This is a genomic window from Ensifer sp. ENS03 (assembly GCF_014852035.1).
Taxonomy (GTDB): Bacteria; Pseudomonadota; Alphaproteobacteria; order Rhizobiales; family Rhizobiaceae; genus Ensifer; species Ensifer adhaerens.
The window spans coordinates 78,756-97,634 of record NZ_JACVAV010000005.1 but is presented as its reverse complement, the minus strand read 5'-3'; the positions used below and the strand labels follow the sequence as shown (position 1 = coordinate 97,634).

The 18,879-nt window shown below is 62.8% G+C and carries 21 protein-coding genes; 11 read left to right on the top strand and 10 right to left on the bottom strand.

Annotated features, from left to right (window positions below; translation table 11 throughout):
- Positions 1 to 6: 6 nt before the first annotated feature.
- From IB263_RS18935 to IB263_RS18915, 5 genes are all read right to left on the bottom strand, one after another.
- Positions 7 to 243, bottom strand: coding sequence for a sulfurtransferase TusA family protein (locus tag IB263_RS18935; RefSeq protein WP_034806524.1), 237 nt, complete (start codon positions 241 to 243; stop codon positions 7 to 9).
- Positions 243 to 1,685: a murein L,D-transpeptidase family protein gene (locus IB263_RS18930; protein WP_060581198.1), complete on the bottom strand. Its 1,443-nt coding sequence runs from the start codon at positions 1,683 to 1,685 to the stop codon at positions 243 to 245. The genes IB263_RS18935 and IB263_RS18930 overlap by 1 nt, the downstream gene beginning before the upstream one ends.
- A 280-nt stretch (positions 1,686 to 1,965) precedes the next feature.
- The gene (locus IB263_RS18925) at positions 1,966 to 2,919 is read right to left on the bottom strand and encodes an acetyl-CoA carboxylase carboxyltransferase subunit alpha (protein ID WP_034806530.1); all 954 of its coding nucleotides are present in this window, start codon (positions 2,917 to 2,919) and stop codon (positions 1,966 to 1,968) included.
- A gap of 64 nt (positions 2,920 to 2,983) precedes the next feature.
- Positions 2,984 to 3,940 carry a site-specific tyrosine recombinase XerD gene (xerD, locus tag IB263_RS18920; protein ID WP_060518526.1) on the bottom strand — a complete coding sequence of 319 codons (957 nt, stop codon included), beginning with the start codon at positions 3,938 to 3,940 and terminating at the stop codon, positions 2,984 to 2,986.
- Positions 3,937 to 4,086 carry a hypothetical protein gene (locus IB263_RS18915; protein ID WP_034806731.1) on the bottom strand — a complete coding sequence of 50 codons (150 nt, stop codon included), beginning with the start codon at positions 4,084 to 4,086 and terminating at the stop codon, positions 3,937 to 3,939. Before IB263_RS18915 ends, xerD begins: the two co-directional genes overlap by 4 nt.
- A gap of 235 nt (positions 4,087 to 4,321) precedes the next feature.
- Between IB263_RS18915 and IB263_RS18910 the strand changes: the two genes are divergently transcribed.
- The 3 genes from IB263_RS18910 to IB263_RS18900 are packed head-to-tail and all read left to right on the top strand — an operon-like array spanning position 4,322 to position 7,342.
- Positions 4,322 to 4,912: a shikimate kinase gene (locus IB263_RS18910; protein ID WP_034806536.1), complete on the top strand. Its 591-nt coding sequence runs from the start codon at positions 4,322 to 4,324 to the stop codon at positions 4,910 to 4,912.
- On the top strand, positions 4,905 to 6,038 hold the full coding sequence (aroB, locus tag IB263_RS18905) for a 3-dehydroquinate synthase (protein WP_034806539.1): 1,134 nt from the start codon (positions 4,905 to 4,907) through the stop codon (positions 6,036 to 6,038). Before IB263_RS18910 ends, aroB begins: the two co-directional genes overlap by 8 nt.
- Positions 6,035 to 7,342, top strand: a complete 1,308-nt coding sequence (locus IB263_RS18900) for an HlyC/CorC family transporter (RefSeq protein ID WP_034806542.1) — start codon at positions 6,035 to 6,037, stop codon at positions 7,340 to 7,342. Before aroB ends, IB263_RS18900 begins: the two co-directional genes overlap by 4 nt.
- 15 nt (positions 7,343 to 7,357) lie before the next feature.
- On the opposite strand, the gene IB263_RS18895 is transcribed toward IB263_RS18900, so the two are convergent.
- The gene (locus IB263_RS18895) at positions 7,358 to 7,639 is read right to left on the bottom strand and encodes a BolA family transcriptional regulator (protein WP_060518522.1); all 282 of its coding nucleotides are present in this window, start codon (positions 7,637 to 7,639) and stop codon (positions 7,358 to 7,360) included.
- 145 nt (positions 7,640 to 7,784) lie between these two features.
- On the opposite strand from IB263_RS18895, the gene IB263_RS18890 reads away from it, so the two are divergent.
- From IB263_RS18890 to IB263_RS18870, 5 genes are all read left to right on the top strand, one after another.
- Complete coding sequence (locus IB263_RS18890) at positions 7,785 to 8,420, top strand: J domain-containing protein (protein WP_034806549.1); 636 nt, start codon at positions 7,785 to 7,787, stop codon at positions 8,418 to 8,420.
- Positions 8,421 to 8,494: 74 nt separating this feature from the next.
- Positions 8,495 to 9,490, top strand: coding sequence for a cobaltochelatase subunit CobS (cobS, locus tag IB263_RS18885; RefSeq protein WP_034806552.1), 996 nt, complete (start codon positions 8,495 to 8,497; stop codon positions 9,488 to 9,490).
- 105 nt (positions 9,491 to 9,595) lie between these two features.
- Positions 9,596 to 11,491, top strand: coding sequence for a cobaltochelatase subunit CobT (cobT, locus tag IB263_RS18880; protein WP_034806554.1), 1,896 nt, complete (start codon positions 9,596 to 9,598; stop codon positions 11,489 to 11,491).
- Between the two features lie 185 nt (positions 11,492 to 11,676).
- Positions 11,677 to 12,681 carry an esterase-like activity of phytase family protein gene (locus IB263_RS18875; RefSeq protein WP_060581201.1) on the top strand — a complete coding sequence of 335 codons (1,005 nt, stop codon included), beginning with the start codon at positions 11,677 to 11,679 and terminating at the stop codon, positions 12,679 to 12,681.
- Positions 12,682 to 12,950: 269 nt separating this feature from the next.
- Complete coding sequence (locus IB263_RS18870; RefSeq protein ID WP_192438854.1) at positions 12,951 to 13,403, top strand: GNAT family N-acetyltransferase; 453 nt, start codon at positions 12,951 to 12,953, stop codon at positions 13,401 to 13,403.
- Between the two features lie 103 nt (positions 13,404 to 13,506).
- Here the strand turns inward: IB263_RS18870 and IB263_RS18865 are convergent, their stop codons facing one another.
- Both IB263_RS18865 and rpmB read right to left on the bottom strand, forming a co-directional pair.
- A complete protein-coding gene (locus tag IB263_RS18865; RefSeq protein ID WP_089044493.1) occupies positions 13,507 to 14,148 on the bottom strand; it encodes a VUT family protein in 642 nt (213 codons plus the stop codon).
- Positions 14,149 to 14,319: 171 nt separating this feature from the next.
- The gene (gene rpmB, locus IB263_RS18860) at positions 14,320 to 14,610 is read right to left on the bottom strand and encodes a 50S ribosomal protein L28 (RefSeq protein WP_034806568.1); all 291 of its coding nucleotides are present in this window, start codon (positions 14,608 to 14,610) and stop codon (positions 14,320 to 14,322) included.
- A 387-nt stretch (positions 14,611 to 14,997) separates the two neighbouring features.
- Here rpmB and IB263_RS18855 point away from each other — a divergent pair, with 387 nt between their 5' ends.
- Positions 14,998 to 15,774: a DUF3108 domain-containing protein gene (locus IB263_RS18855; RefSeq protein ID WP_034806574.1), complete on the top strand. Its 777-nt coding sequence runs from the start codon at positions 14,998 to 15,000 to the stop codon at positions 15,772 to 15,774.
- A 97-nt stretch (positions 15,775 to 15,871) separates the two neighbouring features.
- Entirely contained in the window at positions 15,872 to 16,762 is an 891-nt protein-coding gene (locus IB263_RS18850) for a DMT family transporter (protein ID WP_089044491.1), read from the top strand.
- A gap of 12 nt (positions 16,763 to 16,774) precedes the next feature.
- On the opposite strand, the gene IB263_RS18845 is transcribed toward IB263_RS18850, so the two are convergent.
- Together IB263_RS18845 and gloB are read right to left on the bottom strand one after the other, a co-directional pair.
- Entirely contained in the window at positions 16,775 to 17,212 is a 438-nt protein-coding gene (locus IB263_RS18845) for a cupin domain-containing protein (protein ID WP_060518510.1), read from the bottom strand.
- Complete coding sequence (gene gloB, locus IB263_RS18840) at positions 17,212 to 17,982, bottom strand: hydroxyacylglutathione hydrolase (RefSeq protein WP_034806583.1); 771 nt, start codon at positions 17,980 to 17,982, stop codon at positions 17,212 to 17,214. The genes IB263_RS18845 and gloB overlap by 1 nt, the downstream gene beginning before the upstream one ends.
- Before the next feature lie 81 nt (positions 17,983 to 18,063).
- Here gloB and IB263_RS18835 point away from each other — a divergent pair, with 81 nt between their 5' ends.
- On the top strand, positions 18,064 to 18,828 hold the full coding sequence (locus IB263_RS18835; protein WP_089044490.1) for a class I SAM-dependent methyltransferase: 765 nt from the start codon (positions 18,064 to 18,066) through the stop codon (positions 18,826 to 18,828).
- Positions 18,829 to 18,879: the final 51 nt, after the last annotated feature.

The following is an 18,879-nucleotide window of genomic DNA, read 5'->3' as shown; positions in this document are numbered from 1 at the left end:
GGCGTCTTACGCGCCCTTGCGGATGAGGAACCGGTGGCCGCCGTCGGCGGGTGCGGCCTCTACAAGCTTGTGGCCGTCCTCGTTGCAGAAATGTGGAATGTCGATCACCGCCAGCGGATCGGTGGTCTCAATCTCCAGCAAAGCGCCCGGCGCCAGCGAAGTCATGCGTTTACGCGTCTTCAAAACGGGAAGGGGGCATTTAAGCCCCCTCAGGTCATAGACGATCTTCTGTTCGTCCGGCATCAATTGCCCCAGATCTTCCAGAACGGCCGCTTCTTCGGCGGCTCTTCCGTCATAACAGGCGCTTCGGCGGCCGCATCGGCTGACGGTGTCGTTGCCGTGGTCACGGCAGCGGCCTGCTGCTGGGCGGCAGGGGCCGGCGCCTTCGCCTGCTTTGCGGTCGTTGCCGGGGCGGCTTGCGTCTGCGGCGCGGCAGTAGCCTGCTGTTCAGGCGTGATGACGACCGGAGCCGGCATCTGCAATTCCGGCTCGCTCTTGGAGAACAGGCTCCAGAAGGATTTCTTCGGCTGCTCGACGGCTGCCTGCATCACCGGCTGCGGAATGGGATTGGCGGCCGGGACCGGGACGTGCTTGCCGCCATCGGTCGCCTTTTCGAGTTCCTTCTTCTGGATCTCGACGGCCTGCTTGGTTTCTTCCGCTTCCTTCTGCAAGGCGATCTTCTTTTCGAGATCGCTCGCCTTCATCATCTTGCCGGCGTCAAGCGAGTTTCCGGTCGGCGCATAGGCGAGTTCGCGGCCGACGCGCTGCTTGGCAACGATCGCCTTGCGCTCGGCTTCGCTTGGCTCGTACCAGACCATGCCGTCATACTTCTTCATCGCCTTGTCGTAGTCGGTCTGGTAGCTCTTTTCGAAGCTCGCCATCGCCACCTGCAGGGCCGGCGGCGTCGACATGGCGGGGCACTGGCCACCCGGATTGAACGGGCCGGAGGCCTGCTGGTTGAAGACGTACTTCTTCTCGCAGACATTGACTTCCGGCGGACGCTTGGTGACTTCGAACTGGTCGTAGCCGACCTTCAGCATCTTCCAGAAGTCGATATTCGGATTGTCGCGGTGCCGCGCCATGTTCTCCGCGGTCATGCGGAAGGGGAAGGCCTGCAGCTGAACGCTTTCCTGGCCGCCCTTGAAGCTATCGCGGGCGAGCGCAAAGATCTCGATCATCTGCTCGTCGGTCATCGAGTAGCAGCCCGACGACGAGCAGGCGCCGTGGATCATCAGGTGTGTGCCCTGGCGACCGTTCGCCTTGTCGTAGGCGTTGGGGTAGCCGGTGTTGATCGCCAGATAGTAGTTGGAATTGGGGTTCATCTGGCGCGGGAAGAGCGGGTAGAAGCCCTCCGGCGCCTGCCGGTCGCCTTCCTTCACCTTAGGCCCAAGCTTGCCGGACCAGGCGCAGATCTTGTAGGTCTTCAAAAGCTGGAAGCGGTTGGCGGTATTGGCCTTCCAGACCTCGAGCGTGCCTTCTTCCTTGAAGATGCGCAGCGCGATCGGGGCTTGCTTCTGCATCCCGAGCTCGCTCATCTTTTTGACCATCGGGGCAGAGACCTGATACTCGGTCTTGTTCCTGACGGACTTGATATCGACCGATGTCGTCGCATCCAGCGTTTCGTTGGTGCAGCCGGCAAGCGCGGCGACAATGGCGGCGGAAGCTAAAAGGTTCCAGAAACGCATCAGCAGAGGCCCGTTCAAACCCAAACTCGACTAGGAAAGCCCAAGTCCGCGAGGGTGGGCCTTTTAGAGAATCACTAAGCGATTATACTTCACGAATTCTTAACCCTGCAGGGTGGCCCTGCCGATGCGCTGTTCATGACCTCATGAATATGGCCAAGATTTGGCCACACTCCGCTTTGCAGTTGCGAAATCCGCTTCCGCAATCGCGGGCCATCAGATCGGGCGAGGGGAAGGTCGTGGGATTTCCGCCCCGCTCCCGCTTAAGGACTGCCGATCCGGCTTAGAGGTTACGGCCGATATTCAGATATTTTTGTCGGCGATCGGTGCGCAACTGGTCGCCATCGCGTCCGGAAAGTTCCTTGAGCGCGTCGGCGATCACGGTTCCGGTGCGGCCGATGACCGCGTTCGGGTCGCGGTGCGCGCCGCCGACCGGTTCCTGAATGATGCCGTCGATGACGCCGAGCGCTTTCAGATCCTCGGACGTGATCTTCATGTTGCTGGCCGCTTCCTTGGCGCGGGTGGAATCGCGCCACAGGATCGAGGCTGCACCTTCCGGCGAGATGACGCTGTAGATCGCATGCTCGAGCATGTAGACGCGGTTGCCGGTGGCGATCGCAATCGCGCCGCCGGAGCCGCCTTCGCCGATGACGACGGTGACGATCGGCACGCGAACGTTGAGGCACATCTCGGTGGAGCGGGCAATCGCTTCCGCCTGGCCGCGCTCTTCGGCGTTAACGCCCGGGTAGGCGCCTGCGGTATCGACCAGCGTGATCAGCGGCAGGCCGAAGCGGTCAGCCATTTCCATGACGCGGATCGCCTTGCGGTAGCCTTCCGGACGGGGGCTGCCGAAATTGTGCTTGATGCGCGACTTGGTGTCGTTGCCCTTTTCCTGGCCGAGAACGGCGACCGGCATGCCGCGGAAGCGCGCAAGGCCGGCCTGGATGGCGTCGTCGTTGGCGAAGTTGCGGTCGCCGGCAAGCGGCGTGAACTCGGTGAAGAGCTCGGCGGCATAATCCAGGAAGTGCGGGCGCGAGGGGTGGCGGGCGACCTGGGTCTTCTGCCACGGCGTCAGCTTGGAATAGATCTCGACCATCGCGTCGCGGACGCGCGTCTCCAGGCGTTCGATCTCATCCGAAGTGTTCACACTCTCGTCTTCGCCGGCGAGCTTCTTCAATTCGAGAATCTTGCCTTCGAGGTCGGAGATGGGTTTTTCGAAATCGAGATAGTTGTGCATGAGATGCGTTTCCGATCATTTTGCGACAAGGGTCTGCGGGCCGAAACCAGCCTGCCCGGCGGTCCTAATCCTGTTTTTTCGCCTGTTTGGCAAGAGGGTGATGGTTTTGCACCAGGTTGTGCAGCCGTTCTTCCAGAACATGTGTATAGATTTGTGTCGTTGAAATGTCCGAGTGACCGAGCAGTTCCTGCACCGCGCGAAGGTCGGCGCCATTGGCTAGCAGGTGGCTGGCGAAGGCATGTCTAAGCACGTGCGGGGAGATCGTGGCGACGCGAATGCTGGCGCGCGCGGCCAGCGATTTCAGATCGCGGGCAAAAACCTGGCGCGGCAGGAACCCCTGCTTGCCCGAGGAGGGGAAGAGCCACGGGCTCTCTCGGTTGCCACTTTCCTCGCGCGCAATCTCCTCGGCGAGCGCCTCGCCATAGGCCCGCATGGCCCGGATCGCTGCCTGTGATAGCGGAACGAGGCGGTCCTTGTTGCCCTTGCCGCGGATGACGAGGAAGCGGCCGTTCTGGGCGAGCACGCTTGCCGGCAGCGACACGAGTTCGCTGACGCGCATGCCGGTCGCATAGAGCAGTTCGATCAGCGCATGCATGCGCAATTTGGCGAGGTGGTCGGTACCGCCGGCTGCCGCCTCGGTCTCCGCCTGGCCGATCAGGCGCGAGACGTCGTCGACGCTCAGCGTCTTCGGCAGGCTACGTCCCTTCTTCGGCGCGTCGAGGATCCCGGTCGGGTCGTCGCCGCGCATGCCTTCGGCGTAGAGGAATTTGTAGAACTGCCTGAGCGCCGAAAGCCGCCGCGCTTGCGAGGAGGCCTTGAAGCCCTGACCGGCGAGATGGGCGAGATACCCGCGAAGGTCATCTGGTGTCGCCCCGGTCAGCCCGGTTCCGAGCGTGCGCAGATGCGAGGAGGCATCTTCGAGGTCACGCTCGTAGGATTGCAGCGTATTGACCGCTGCACCCCGCTCGGCGCTCATCATTTCGAGGAAAGCCTCGACATGGGCGGCGGAAAGATCGCTCATTGGGTCTTGTTCACCCGTTCGGACGGGATCTTCACGGTGACGTCGCGCTCCGTCGGCTCGACGAAGGTGACGAGAGAGATCATCGTGCCGTACACTATCCCGGCAATTACGGCGCAGAAGAACAGGAACCGGAAGAGGGTCGGCATTTCAATCTCCTCTGCATGTGCCTTTCGATCGAAGCGGACGTAAGGATACATGCAGGCGTTCAAACGGCCAGTGCGTTTCAGGCGCTCGGAATGAGCGCGCGACGCTGTGGCGGGTGCCAGACCTATATGAACGCCGCTTCCGCCGAGTTCAAGAACCGTGAGCGGACGCGCGCGACGACTTGACGCTACACCCCGATTTGTCGATACCGAAAGGGAATGGGGAATAAGAAGTCCAATGAACGACGTGATCGAACCGGTTTCCGCAACGCTTGCCGAGCGGGCGAAGCTTGTACTCGGTAAACGTAATCTCGTCTTCATCGGCCTGATGGGCGCCGGCAAATCGGCAATCGGTCGTTTGACGGCTCAGGCGCTTGGCATTCCCTTCGTCGATTCCGACCATGAGATCGAGCGCGTCTCGCGCATGACGATCAGCGATCTCTTTGCCCGCTATGGCGAAGACGAGTTCCGGGCGCTTGAAACGCGGGTGCTGAAGCGGCTCTTGCGCAGCGGTCCGCGCGTGGTCTCGACCGGCGGCGGCGCCTATATCAACGAGCGCTCGCGCCGCCAGATCAAGAAGGGTGGCCTGACGGTCTGGCTGAACGCCGAGCTCGACGTGCTCTGGGAGCGGGTCAACAAGCGCGACACCCGGCCGCTGCTGAAGACCGAGAACCCGAAGCAGACGCTCGAAAACCTGATGAATGCGCGTTACCCGATCTACGCCGAAGCGGACCTGACGGTGCTGTCGCGCGATGTGAAGAAAGAGACGATGGTCGAGGATGTCCTCACCGCCGTCATCGAGTATCAGGACAAGAAGACCCATGAATAGCCATGCGATGCCTGCCGCCGAACGCAAGGTCCGTGTCGACCTCGGTGACCGTTCCTACGACATCCTGATCGGTCCCGGGCTGATTGCTGCGGCCGGTGAGGAAATCGCCGCCCGCCTCAAGGGGCGCAAGATGGCCGTCATCACCGATGAGAACGTCGCGCCGCGCTACCTTGAGCCGCTGATGGCGAGCCTTGGGGAGTGCGACATCGACGCCGTGTCGCTGGTGCTTCCCGCCGGCGAAAAGACCAAGAGCTTCGAACATCTGATTCCGGTCTGCGAAACGGTGCTTGGCGCCCGGATCGAGCGCAACGATGCGGTGATCGCGCTTGGCGGCGGCGTCATCGGTGATCTCACCGGCTTTGCCGCCGGCATCGTGCGCCGCGGCTCGCGCTTCATCCAGATACCGACCTCGCTCTTGGCGCAGGTGGATTCCTCCGTCGGCGGCAAGACCGGCATCAATTCGCCGCACGGCAAGAACCTGATCGGCGTCTTCCACCAGCCGGACCTGGTGCTGGCCGACACCGACGTGCTCGACACCTTGAGCGAGCGCGAATTCCGCGCCGGTTATGCCGAGGTCGCGAAATACGGGCTGATCGACAAACCGGACTTCTTTGCCTGGCTCGAAAACAACTGGCAGGCGGTCTTTGCGGGGGGTAGCGCCCGCATCGAGGCGATCGCAGTCAGTTGCCAGGCCAAGGCGGACGTCGTGGCGGCGGACGAACGCGAAAATGGCCTGCGCGCGCTGCTCAATCTCGGCCACACGTTCGGCCATGCGCTGGAGGCGGCGACCGAATACGACAGCGCCCGGCTGGTGCACGGTGAGGGCGTTTCGATCGGCATGGTGCTGGCGCATCAGTTCTCGACGCGCATGAACCTTGCGAGCGCCGACGATGCAACCCGTGTCGAGGCGCATCTGAGGGCGGTCGGCCTGCCGACGCGCATGTCGGAAATTCCCGGTACACTGCCTCCGGCAGAACGGCTGATGGACGCGATTGCCCAGGACAAGAAGGTCAAGGGCGGCAAGCTCACCTTCATCCTGACGAAGGGTATTGGCCAGTCCTTCGTCGCTGATGACGTCCCATCCTCCGAGGTTCTGAGCTTCCTGAGGGAAAAGCACCCGCAATGACCGGCGAAGCCTTCATTGCCTTTCTGGCGGAGTACTGGCTGTCGATCCTGTCAGTCTTCTGCCTGCTTGTGCTTTCGGGCTTCTTTTCGGGTTCGGAGACGGCGCTGACCGCCGCGTCGCGCTCGCGTATGCATACGCTGGAAAACAACGGCGAAGAGCGCGCCGGCATCGTCAACCGGCTGATCGAGCGTCGCGACCGGCTGATCGGCGCGCTGCTGATCGGCAACAATCTCGTCAACATTCTTGCCTCGTCACTGACGACGAGCCTGCTGATCGGTCTCTTCGGCGACAGCGGCGTGGCGATCGCCACACTCGCCATGACCGTGCTGCTCGTCATCTTCTCGGAAGTACTGCCGAAGAGCTGGGCGATTGCCTCGCCGGATCGTTTCGCGATTGCCGTGGCACCGCTCGTCCGTCTCTTCGTCGCCGTCGTCGGCCCGGTTTCGAGCCTCGTCAACGGCATCGTCCGGCGCCTGCTCAACATCTTCGGCATTAACCTGGCCTCCGACATGTCTATGCTGTCGGCGCATGAGGAACTGCGCGGCGCCGTGGACCTGCTGCACCGCGAGGGCTCGGTGATCAAGGCCGACCGTGATCGGCTCGGCGGCGTGCTCGATCTTGGCGAGCTTGAAATCTCCGATATTATGATCCACCGCACCAGCATGCGGGCGATCAATGCCGACGAGCCGCCGGAAACCTGCGTCCGCGATATTCTCGAAAGCCCGTTCACGCGGCTGCCGCTCTGGCGCGGGTCGACCGACAACATCATCGGCGTCGTGCATTCCAAGGATTTGCTGAGGGCGCTGGCCGAACCCAATGTCGAGCCGGAAAACCTCGATATCGTCAAGATCGCGCAAAAACCCTGGTTCGTGCCGGACACGACCAACCTCAAGGATCAGCTCAACGCGTTCCTGCGTCGCAAGCTGCATCTGGCGATCGTCGTCGACGAGTATGGTCAGGTTCAGGGTCTGGTGACGCTGGAGGACATTCTGGAGGAAATCGTCGGCGATATCGCCGATGAGCACGACCTCGACATTCAGGGCGTGCGCCAGGAAGCCGATGGCTCGATTGTCGTCGATGGCTCGGTGCCGATCCGCGATCTCAACCGCGCGCTCGACTGGTCGCTGCCGGACGAGGAGGCGACGACGGTGGCCGGTCTGGTCATCCACGAGTCCAAGAGCATTCCGGAGGAGCGCCAGGCCTTCACCTTCCACGGCAAACGCTTCATCGTGATGAAGCGGGTGAAGAACCGCATTACCAAGCTGCGCATCCGTCCGGCGGAAGAGGGTGCTCCGCCGGCCTGATGGCCGCGATTGCCTCTACCAGCGGGTCGGCTCGCCGGGGGCTGCCGGCTCGACGGCGAGCGCATGCAGGCCGGCGTCGAGTTCTGGCTTCAGGAGATCATTGATGGCGCGGTGGCGGGCGACACGGCTCATGCCGGCAAAGGCGCTAGAAACGATACGCACGCGCATGTGGGACTCGCCGGTACCATCGAACCCCGGCTGATGGCCGGCATGCTGATGGCTCTCGTTGATGACCTCGAGCCGTTCAGGGTGGAAGGCCTCGATCAGCTTCTTTTCGATGGTCTCGGTGAGCGACATTCTTCCGTCCCATTTTGCTGTTTGCTTGGCGCCCCCTCGCAGTTAAGAACCCGGTAATCGCTGGCACGGCGGCGCAAAATGCCCGCACAAAGCCAGCAACATTCCGCTTTGTCAATTCTTGTTGTGACTCCCGCCAAACCCCATAATGAGCGCCATGAGACTCGATTCAAAATACTTCGATCGCATTCGAACCCGGCGCAAGGTCGAGCCGCAGGCAGAGCCGGCTGCTCCCGTCTGTCAGTGGGACGGCTGCGATCAGAAGGGTGTGCACCGGGCGCCCGTCGGTCGCAACGCCGAGGGGCAGTACTTCATGTTCTGCTTCGAGCATGTGAAGGAATACAACAAGGGCTACAACTTCTTCTCCGGCCTCTCCGACAGCGAGGTCGCCCGCTACCAGAAGGAAGCGATCACCGGTCATCGGCCCACCTGGACCGTCGGCGTCAACAAGAACGCCAAGAACGGCCCGACCCAGTCGCAGACGCGGTCTGGCTCCGCCGGCGCCCAGGCCCGCATGCGCGATCCCTTCGGCTTTGTCAGCGAGGCGCGGGCGCGATCCGGTCGTCCCGAGCCACGCCAGCGCAAGCTGAAGACGCTCGAGGCGAAGGCCTTCGAAACGCTTGGTCTCGGAGCCTCGGCGACCACTGCCGACATCAAGGCTGCCTACAAGGACCTCGTCAAGAAGCATCACCCCGATGCCAATGGCGGAGATAGAGGATCGGAAGAGCGTTTTCGCGCGGTTATTCAGGCCTACCAATTGTTAAAACAGGCTGGTTTCTGCTAACAACCCGGATTAATACAGAAGCACTTTTGCAGGCGAATGCGCGGGTGCCGTCCGGTGGCCGCTCTGGAGACATGATGAGCAAGATTGACCTCGACATTTCCAACCTCCCCGACACCACGATTTCGGTCAGGGAGGTTTTCGGCATTGATACGGATTTGCGCGTTCCTGCCTATTCGAAGGGCGACGCCTATGTCCCGGATCTGGATCCGGACTACCTCTTCGACCGCGAAACGACGCTCGCCATTCTCGCAGGCTTCGCCCACAACCGACGCGTGATGGTGTCGGGCTATCACGGCACCGGCAAGTCCACCCATATCGAGCAGGTCGCCGCGCGCCTCAACTGGCCGTGCGTGCGCGTCAACCTCGATAGCCATGTCAGCCGTATCGACCTCGTCGGCAAGGACGCGATCGTCGTCAAGGACGGCCTGCAGGTCACCGAATTCAAGGACGGCATCCTGCCCTGGGCCTACCAGCACAATGTCGCGCTCGTCTTCGACGAATACGATGCCGGCCGCCCGGACGTCATGTTCGTCATCCAGCGCGTGCTGGAATCCTCCGGCCGCCTGACGCTGCTCGACCAGAGCCGTGTCATCCGTCCGCACCCGGCCTTCCGCCTGTTTGCGACCGCCAACACAGTCGGCCTCGGCGACACGACCGGCCTCTATCACGGCACGCAGCAGATCAACCAGGCGCAGATGGACCGCTGGTCGATCGTCACCACACTGAACTACCTGCCGCACGACAAGGAAGTCGACATCGTCGCCGCCAAGGTCAAGGGCTTCACCGCCGACAAGGGCCGCGAGACCGTCTCCAAGATGGTACGTGTCGCCGACCTCACGCGCGCAGCCTTCATCAATGGCGATCTCTCGACTGTCATGAGCCCGCGTACGGTCATCACCTGGGCCGAGAACGCCCACATCTTCGGCGACATCGCTTTCGCCTTCCGCGTGACCTTCCTCAACAAGTGCGACGAGCTGGAGCGGGCGCTGGTCGCCGAGCACTACCAGCGCGCCTTCGGCATCGAGCTGAAGGAAAGCGCTGCCAACATCGTGCTCGAAGCCACCGCCTGATCCCACGGCCTGCCGTCCCCTTTGGGAGGGCGGGCCATGACGCTGTGGCAAACCGGATGACGCCCCACTGGGGCGCCGTCGCCTCTGGCTGAAGAAGGAACTGTCGTGAGCTCGAATTCGAAGGCAAAGCCAACCACGCGCGAGAATGCTGCGGAACCGTTCAAGCGGGCGCTTTCCGGCTGCATCCGATCGATCGCGGGCGATGCCGAGGTGGAAGTCGCCTTCGCCAACGAGCGGCCGGGCATGACCGGCGAACGTATCCGTCTGCCGGAACTTTCCAAGCGCCCGACCCTGCAGGAACTTGCGGTGACCCGCGGGCTCGGTGACAGCATGGCGCTGCGCAAGGCCTGTCACGATGCGCGGATCCACGCGACCATGTCGCCGCAAGGGGCGGACGCCCGCGCGATCTTCGATGCGGTGGAGCAGGCTCGTGTCGAGGCGATCGGGTCGTTGCGCATGGCGGGTGTCGCCAAGAACCTCAACGTCATGCTCGAAGAGAAATACGCCAAGGCGAATTTCGCAACGATCGAGCGCCAGGCGGACGCGCCGCTCGGCGAGGCCGTAGCGCTGCTGGTGCGCGAGAAGCTGACGGGCCAGAAGCCGCCGGCGTCTGCCGGCAAGGTGCTCGACCTCTGGCGCGAGTTCATCGAGGGCAAGGCTGCCGGCGACATTGAGCACCTGTCGTCGACGATCAACAACCAGCAGGCCTTTGCCCGGGTCGTTCGCGACATGCTGACCTCGATGGAAGTTGCCGAGAAATACGGTGACGACGACAACGAGCCGGACGAGCAGGAAAGCGAGACCGACGAAGACCAGCCGCGCAGCCAGGAGCAGGACGAGAACGCCAGCGACGAGGAAGCCGGCGACGATGCCGCACCCGCCGACGAGAACCAGGCTGCCGAAGAGCAGATGGAAGAAGGCGAGATGGACGGCGCGGAGATCTCCGACGACGATCTCCAGGACGAAGGCGACGAGGACAGCGAAACGCCCGGCGAGGTCAAGCGTCCGAACCAGCCCTTCGCCGACTTCAACGAGAAGGTCGACTACGCCGTCTTCACCCGCGAGTTCGACGAGACCATCGCCTCGGAAGAGCTTTGCGACGAGGCCGAGCTCGACCGGCTGCGCGCCTTCCTCGACAAGCAGCTTGCCCATCTGCAGGGTGCGGTCGGCCGGCTTGCCAATCGGCTGCAGCGCCGCCTGATGGCGCAGCAGAACCGCTCCTGGGAGTTCGATCTCGAAGAGGGCTATCTCGACTCGGCGCGACTTCAGCGCATCATCATCGATCCGATGCAGCCGCTCTCCTTCAAGCGCGAAAAGGACACTAACTTCCGCGATACCGTCGTGACGCTGCTGATCGACAATTCCGGCTCGATGCGAGGCCGCCCGATCACGGTTGCCGCCACTTGCGCCGATATCCTGGCGCGCACGCTCGAGCGCTGCGGCGTCAAGGTCGAGATCCTCGGTTTTACCACCAAGGCGTGGAAGGGTGGGCAGTCACGCGAGAAGTGGCTGGCCGGCGGCAAGCCACAGGCCCCGGGTCGCCTCAACGACCTGCGACACATCGTCTACAAGTCTGCCGACGCTCCGTGGCGCCGGGCACGACGCAATCTCGGCCTGATGATGCGGGAAGGCCTGCTCAAGGAAAACATCGACGGCGAGGCGCTGATTTGGGCGCATGAGCGGCTGATGGCGCGACGCGAACAGCGGCGCATCCTGATGATGATTTCGGACGGCGCGCCGGTCGACGACTCGACGCTGTCGGTCAATCCCGGAAACTATCTGGAGCGTCACCTGCGCGCGGTCATCGAGCAGATCGAAACGCGCTCGCCGGTGGAACTGCTGGCAATCGGTATCGGCCACGACGTGACGCGCTACTATCGCCGTGCCGTCACGATCGTCGATGCCGATGAGCTTGCCGGCGCGATGACCGAACAGCTGGCCGCACTCTTCGAGGACGAAAGCCAGCGCCGCGGTTCTTCGCGTCTTCGCCGCGCCGGGTGATGCTTCCCCCTTGGGGGCGGTGGAGCATCGCCTCCGAGCTGCCAATCGGCACCTGCACGCATCGCTGGCGGCCGAAGTCAATTTACGGACATAGTTTTACAGTCTACCAAGCTACCATGCGTGGCGGGCTCACTGTGAGCGCACGCCGCGTCATTCCCGATGCCCCCCTGAAGGTACTTCTCTTGATGCTTGGCCGCGGTCTCCTAGCCCTTTTCCTCCTGGCTTCGGCCTGCCCGGCATGGTCCGCTTCCGATAGCGAAGACCTGCCGATCCGCAGCCGCCAGATCAGTAATTTCGCTGTCGGCTCCAGCGCCACCCGGTTTGGCGCCCTGGAGTTTCTCGGCGGTCTGGAGATGACCTCGTCAAATCCGCTGTTCGGCGCGGTTTCGGCAATCCGCTTTCGTCCTGACGGCAGCTCTTTCGTCGCCGTCATGGATACCGGCCACTGGCTGGAAGGTGCGGTAACCCGCGACGAGCAGGGTCGGCTTTCCGGTATCACCAACCTGACCGCCACGCCGATGGCGGATCGTAACGGTGATGTCGGCCTGGCGAAATGGAAGGTGGATTCCGAAGGGCTTGCCCTTCGTGAAGGCCAGGCGATCGTCAGTTACGAGCAGGCCCATCGCATCGACATCTATCCGGATCCAGGTTTTGCCGGTTCTAAGCCGATCGGAAGCCTGGCATTGCCGTTTCCGATCAGCGAGCTGCGCAGCAATGCCGGCATCGAAACGATTGCAGTCTCGCCGAAAGACAGCCCCCTCGCGGGCGCCATGATCGCCATTGCCGAACGCAGCGTCGACAAGGCGGACAATCTTTTGGCCGGCATCCTCGACGGGCCACAGCGCGGCGCATTCAGCGTCGTGCGCAAGGATCCCTATGCGGCAACCGATGGCGCCTTCCTGCCGAACGGCGATCTCTTGCTGCTGGAGCGACGTTTCTCCTTCGGCTCCGGTCTCGGCATGCAGATCCGTCGGATCCCAGGCGATAAGATCAAGCCCGGCGCGGTCGTCGACGGCGAAGTCCTCTTCGAGGCGGACATGGGCTACCAGATCGACAACATGGAAGGCCTCGACGTCGTCGTGCGTCCCGACGGCGACGTGCGGGTCATCGTCGTCTCCGACGACAACCATTCGATCCTCGAGCGCAACCTGATGCTGGAGTTCCGGCTTAACACCGCGCTGACACAATAAGCCCGCCAACTCCAGAATAGTGCGATCCGCCCGATCGTGTGGAGATCCGGCCAAGAGCCGGTGAAGGATCGAGCCGACTCGCTCGGCGCGGCTGCGCAGAGGCCCGAACAAGCCCGTCCGATGCTTGACGGTGTCCCGGCAAAGGCCTATTGGCCGATTGTCCGTTGAAGGAGATTTATGCGCAGAGGCTGAAAATTTACCCGCATTCGCGGTTGTTCAAGGCGCCGAACAGGCGTCCCTCTTGACGCATATCTATTGAACGAAAAACCATGAAAAAAATGGATGTGATGATCCGCGCCTATCGGGCTGCGGATTTGGAAGAACTGTCGGCCATCTGGTTCGAGGCCTCGATAACGGCGCACGCATTTGTCGGCGAGGCGCGGTTGCGTGAACAGCGCCTGTTGATCGAGACCGTCTATCTGCCGAACGCGGAGACTTGGGTCGCCATCCGGGGCGGCGAACCGGCCGGGTTCGTCAGCTTGCTCGACGATTTTATCGGCGGGCTCTTCGTCTCGCCGCGACACCAGGGTGCCGGCATCGGCCGCTTGCTGGTTTCGCATGCCCTGCAGCTGAAGGGGCAGCTCCGCTTGGAGGTCTACACCGCCAATTCGCAGGCCTATGCCTTCTACGAGAACCTCGGCTTTGAAGAACAGTCCCGGCGGTCGGAAGACGACGAAGGGCTGCCATTCGAAAACGCTCAGATGCTTTTGAAGCAGGGCTAGAAGGTGAGGCGCGGGGAAGGGTGGCTGCCGCTCTTCCCCGCGCCTTGCAATCGACGCCCGGTCGCCCCTTCGGCGCGGGCCGAGGCGTGCCGGCAAGCGGCCCTTAGGCCGCCTGCTTTTCCGCAGCGGGCATGGGCTTCACGATGCTCATCAGCGCGCCATAGGGGAGCAGCATGACGAGGCCGCAGAGGATCTTCACGCTCAAGTCACCGACCGCCCAGGAGATCCAGCGCGGTGCTTCAGCCGCAAGTATGCCGAGGAGCGGTGCGGTTTCCAGCGCAAAGCTGTCGTTCGGGCCGAAGAACACGAAGAACGGTGCGAACGCAAAGGAGAAGAACATTGCGGTATCGAGCGCCGAGCCAATCAGCGAGCCTGCGAGCGGCGCATGCCACCAGCTCTGACGGCGGAGCCGGTTGAACACCGAGATGTCCAGGAGTTGACCGAACAGGAAGGCCGAGCCCGACGCGATAGCGATGCGCGGCGTGGCGGCGACGATGGAGAGCAGAATGGCGACGATGAAGCCTGCGACTACCACGCGGCGCGCGATGCGCGGCCCGAACTGGCGGTTGGTAAGGTCGGTCACCAGGAAGGCGAAGGGATAGCTGAAGGCGCCCCAGGTGAGGAGATCGCCGAGCTGCATACCGGCAATCGAGCCCGGTAGCGGAAACTGAACGAGGATGTTCGAGGCGACGACCACGAGGGTCATCAGCGCGACATAGACGAAGAATGTGCGGTTGATCAGCATTTTTTTATCCTGGGGTATGCCACCAGCTAGAGGGATGAAAGCAGGGCAGTGCACCCGGCCGATGAAGGCAAAAGCGCGTATCGGTTAAGAAACGTGCGCACGAGAAAAAGGCTTGCCGGATGAACCCGCAAGCCTTTTAAACGCGTGTCAAAGACGGTGCGCTGGCGCCGATTAGGCGGCTTCAGCAACCTTCTTGACGATCTGGCGACGCAGCAGGCGAGCGCGCATGCTCAGCTCGTTCTCGTCCGACTTCAGCAGGAAGGCGTCGAGGCCGCCACGGTGTTCAACCGAGCGGAGAGCAGCTGCGGAAACGCGCAGGCGGTAGCGCTGGCCGAGAGCATCGGAAATCAGCGTGACGTTGCACAGGTTCGGAAGGAACCGGCGCTTGGTCTTGTTGTTGGCGTGGCTTACATTGTTGCCCGACTGGACGCCCTTGCCGGTCAATTCGCAACTACGGGACATGGTACACCTATTCTCTTTATCGCCGCCGGACAATGCGGTAGCGGGCCCAGAGCCCAGGCCGCGTTCCTAGGCCATTATTGGAAAGTCGCGGTTCTATAGTCAGAGACGGCCCGCCCGTCAAGCCAAACCTCTTGCATTCTCGGAAAACCGCGGTTTTTCCCGGCCGATCTGCCCATGCGAAGCGCTGTCTGGGCAACAATAATGGTGCGTGAGACCCATTCCAAGCGGTTTTGCTATGCGCTATTTCTTGACCGAGGACACACGACGGTTTGGTTCCGTGATTGGACCGACCGCGTAGCCGGCGACAGCGAAATGGCGCAGAAAAGCCGTAAACACCCTGCATTTCAGGGTATTGCGGCGATATTCAAGTGATGGATTCCTAAAGGCATGAAGTTGCGAAATGGCTTTCGCGGGGCAATGCTGCTTTCGGCGGTCTTGTTTTCCACAGCATCATCGGCCGCCGATGCCGAGCATCTGACGGATTACAGCATCTCGCTGTCCGGTCTGCCGGTGGCGCGCGCCTCATTCCACACCGAGGTTCAGAAGAATCGCTACACGATATCGGGGACGCTGAAATCGGCGGGCCTGCTCGATATCCTCAGCCGCACGTCGGGCCAGACACAGGTTTCCGGCGTTGTCGACAAGGATTACCTGCGCGCGTCGCAATATTCGATGTCCTATCGCAGTGGCTCGAAGAGCCGGGCGATCAGCGTTACCTACCGCAACGGCAATGTCGTGCATGCGAGCATGACGCCGAAGCGCACGCCTTTGCCGAAGAATTGGGTGCCGGTCACCTCGCGTGACATGCGCAACGTTCTCGATCCGCTTTCGGGGCTGATCATTCCGGCGCAAGCGCGCGTCTGCCCCAACACCCTGCCGATTTTCGACGGCGAGTCGCGGCTCGACATCAAGCTTTCGCCGAAGGGCACCAGGCCTTTCAAGACGAAGGGCTTCGAAGGCGAGGTGATCGTCTGCGGCATCCGCTTCGTGCCGAAGGCCGGCTACAAGAAGGGCCGCGAGGACGTCGAATATCTGCGGCGACTGCAGACGATGGAAATCTGGTTCGCCAAGGCTGAGACCATGAATGTCTATGCCCCCGTCTATGTCCGCATCCCCACCAAGCTCGGGCCGGTCACGGTCTCGGCGACGCGATTTGGTGGTTGACGCGCGATCGCGTGCAACTAAAAGGTTAAATACCAGCAAGCACCGTGATTTTGACGGCGCAGGTTTCCGTTGAGAGAAATCGCGCCCGGGGACGACTATGAAACTCAAGGCAACTCTGATCGGTTTTTCGGCCATCCTGATGTGGTCGCTGCTCGCGCTGTTCACGGCGGCATCGGGCAAGATGCCGCCGTTCCAGCTTTCGGCAATCTGTTTCCTGATCGGCAGCCTGCCCGGCCTTGCGGTGCTTGTGGCAAAACCGGAGCGCCTGGCGTTGCTCAAGCAGCCGGCGAAGGTCTGGATTACGGGCATTGCCGGCCTTTTCGGCTATCACTTCCTCTACTTCACGGCGCTGCGCAATGCGCCGGCGGTGGAGGCCGGGCTGATCGCCTATCTCTGGCCGCTCTTGATCGTTGTCGGTTCGGCACTGCTGCCGGGGGAGCGGCTGCGCTGGTATCACATCGCCGGCGCGCTTGCGGGCCTCGTCGGCACGATCCTGATCGTCGCGCGCAACGGCGTCGCCTTCGACGATGCCTATCTCATCGGCTATGGCGCGGCCTTCCTCTGCGCCTTTACCTGGTCGGGTTATTCGCTGATCACACGCCGCTTCGAGGCGGTTTCGACCGATGTGGTCACCGGCTTCTGCCTTGCCACCTCGATCCTGTCCTTCGTCTGCCATCTCGCGCTCGAAACGACGGTCTGGCCGGCGACGACCTTCGAGTGGCTGGCGGTCGCGGGCCTCGGCCTCTTGCCGGTGGGGGCGGCCTTCTATGCCTGGGACTTCGGGGTGAAGAACGGCGACATCCAGCTTCTCGGCGTTTCGAGCTATGCAGCACCGGTGCTCTCGACGCTGATCCTGATCCTCTTCGGCTTTGCAGAGCCATCCTGGCGCATAGCGCTTGCCTGCCTGTTCGTCACCGGCGGGGCGGTGCTCGCCGCCCAGGATCTGATTTTGCGCAAGGATGCCGCGGCCACCCAGCCGGCGGAGTAGTCCGAAAGATCGCTATCGGGTCGGCGGCTGCCAGTCGGGGGCTGCCATCTCGAAGGCGGCAAAATCGAAGGCTGGCGCGACCGTGCAGCCGACCAGCGTCCAATCGCCGAGCGAGGCAGCCGACTGCCACCAGTTGGCCGGTACTACGCCCTGCGGCCGCTCACCGTCCCGGATGTCGGGCCCAAGCCGCAACGTCTCGGCGGGCTTGCCGTCCTCGGCAATGCTGAGTTCGAGCGGCGCGCCGGCGTGGTAGTGCCAGATCTCGACGGCGTCGCGGACGCGGTGCCAGTGCGAACGGTCGCCACGCTCAAGCAGATAATAGATCGCCGTCGAATGGCCCCGCGGGCCGCCGGCCGTGTCACGGAAGGTTTCGATGTACCAGCCGCCCTCCGGATGGCGTGTGAGGCCGAGCGCCTCGATGACCTCTTCCGCCGTCTGTGCTTCAGCCATCAGAAGTTATCCTTCCGCTTGCGGATTTCCGCAAAGACCGCGGCATCGTCGGCATCTCGCAGGCCGAGATGGGCGCGAATGCCGGGATCGGCGGCGCGCAGGAACGGGTTCGTACGCTTCTCCAGGCCGATTGTCGTCGGCGCGGTGAAGCCGCCGTCGCAGCGGATTTCCTCGATCTCGGCAGCGCGTGCCTTGAGTTCGGCATTGTCGGGATCGACGGTGACCGCGAAGCGGGCATTGGAGAGCGTGTATTCGTGGCCGAAATAGACGGTCGTGTCGTCCGGCAAGGCCATCAGCCGGCTGAGAGACTGCCACATGGTCGCCGGCGTCCCCTCGAACAGACGGCCGCAGCCGAGCGCAAAAAGCGTGTCGGCGGCAAAGAGCAGCTTGTCCTGTGGAAAATGGAAGCAGATATGGCCGGCGGTATGGCCGGGTGTTTCGATCACCTCGACGTTGCGGCCCGCAAACTCGAAGCGTTCGCCATGACGCACCGTCTTGTCGAGGCCCGGAATTTTCGCGGCCTCGTTGAACGGACCGATGATGATGGCGCCGAAGCGGGCTTTCAACGCGTCATTGGCTGCGACGTGGTCGCCATGATGGTGCGTCGTGAGAATATGGGTGAGCGTCCAGCCGCGGCGTTCCAGCGCCTCCAGGATTGGCGCCTCCTCGGGCGCGTCGATCGAGGCGGTCAGGCCGCTTTCGGGGTCGTGGATCAGCACGCCGAAATTGTCGGTGCGGCAGAGGAAAAGATCGAGTTCGAGCGCGGCCATGGCAGGTCCTCCGGTCAGGAGAGGGGAGATGCTGCCGAATGTAGCGAGCCTTACCTTGAAGTCTACCGCTTCGAAGCTAACATGTTGCGAATGCATACCGATATTGTCGACCTTCGCGAATTCTATCACTCCGAGCTTGGCCGGATGGCGGAGCAATCCGTCACCATGGCGCTTTCGTCCGTCTGGGCGCGGCTGCCGGACGAGCGGCTGGTCGGCCTCGGCTATGCCGTTCCCTATCTCGAGCGGTTCCGCAAGGACACGGAGCGCACCTTCGCCTTCATGCCTGCGGGCCAGGGCGCGGTGAACTGGCCGGTTGCCGAGCTTTCCTCGACGGCGCTGGTGTTCGACGAGGAATTGCCGCTGCCGGACGCATCGATCGACCGGGTGCTGATGGTGCATTCGCTGGAATTTGCCGAAAGTCCGCGCGAGACGATGAAGGAGATCTGGCGGGTGCTGGCGCCGGGCGGCCGGCTCGTGATCGTCGTGCCCAATCGGCGCGGCGTCTGGGCACGCATGGAGCATACGCCCTTCGGCTCCGGCCGACCCTATTCGCGCGGACAGTTGACGGCGCTGTTGCGCGAGACCAACTTCACGCCGGGGGCTACGGCCGACGCGCTGTTCTTCCCGCCGTCGAAGCTCCGGGCGATCCTGCGGCTGCGCCGAGGCTTTGAGCGGCTCGGCCGCTGGCTCTGGCCAGTGTTCTCAGGTGTCATCGTCGTCGAGGCGCAGAAGCGGCTTTACCAGGGGCTGCCGGTCGCAGCGCGCGCGTCCCGCCGTGTCTTCGTGCCGGTGCTGGCGCCGCAGGGCGTGCCGAGCACACGCGAACGGCCACGCCTCACCCGATAAGGCGCTGCGTACAGGCGGCGGACCCTCGACAAAAGCCGCTTGCGCCGGTAA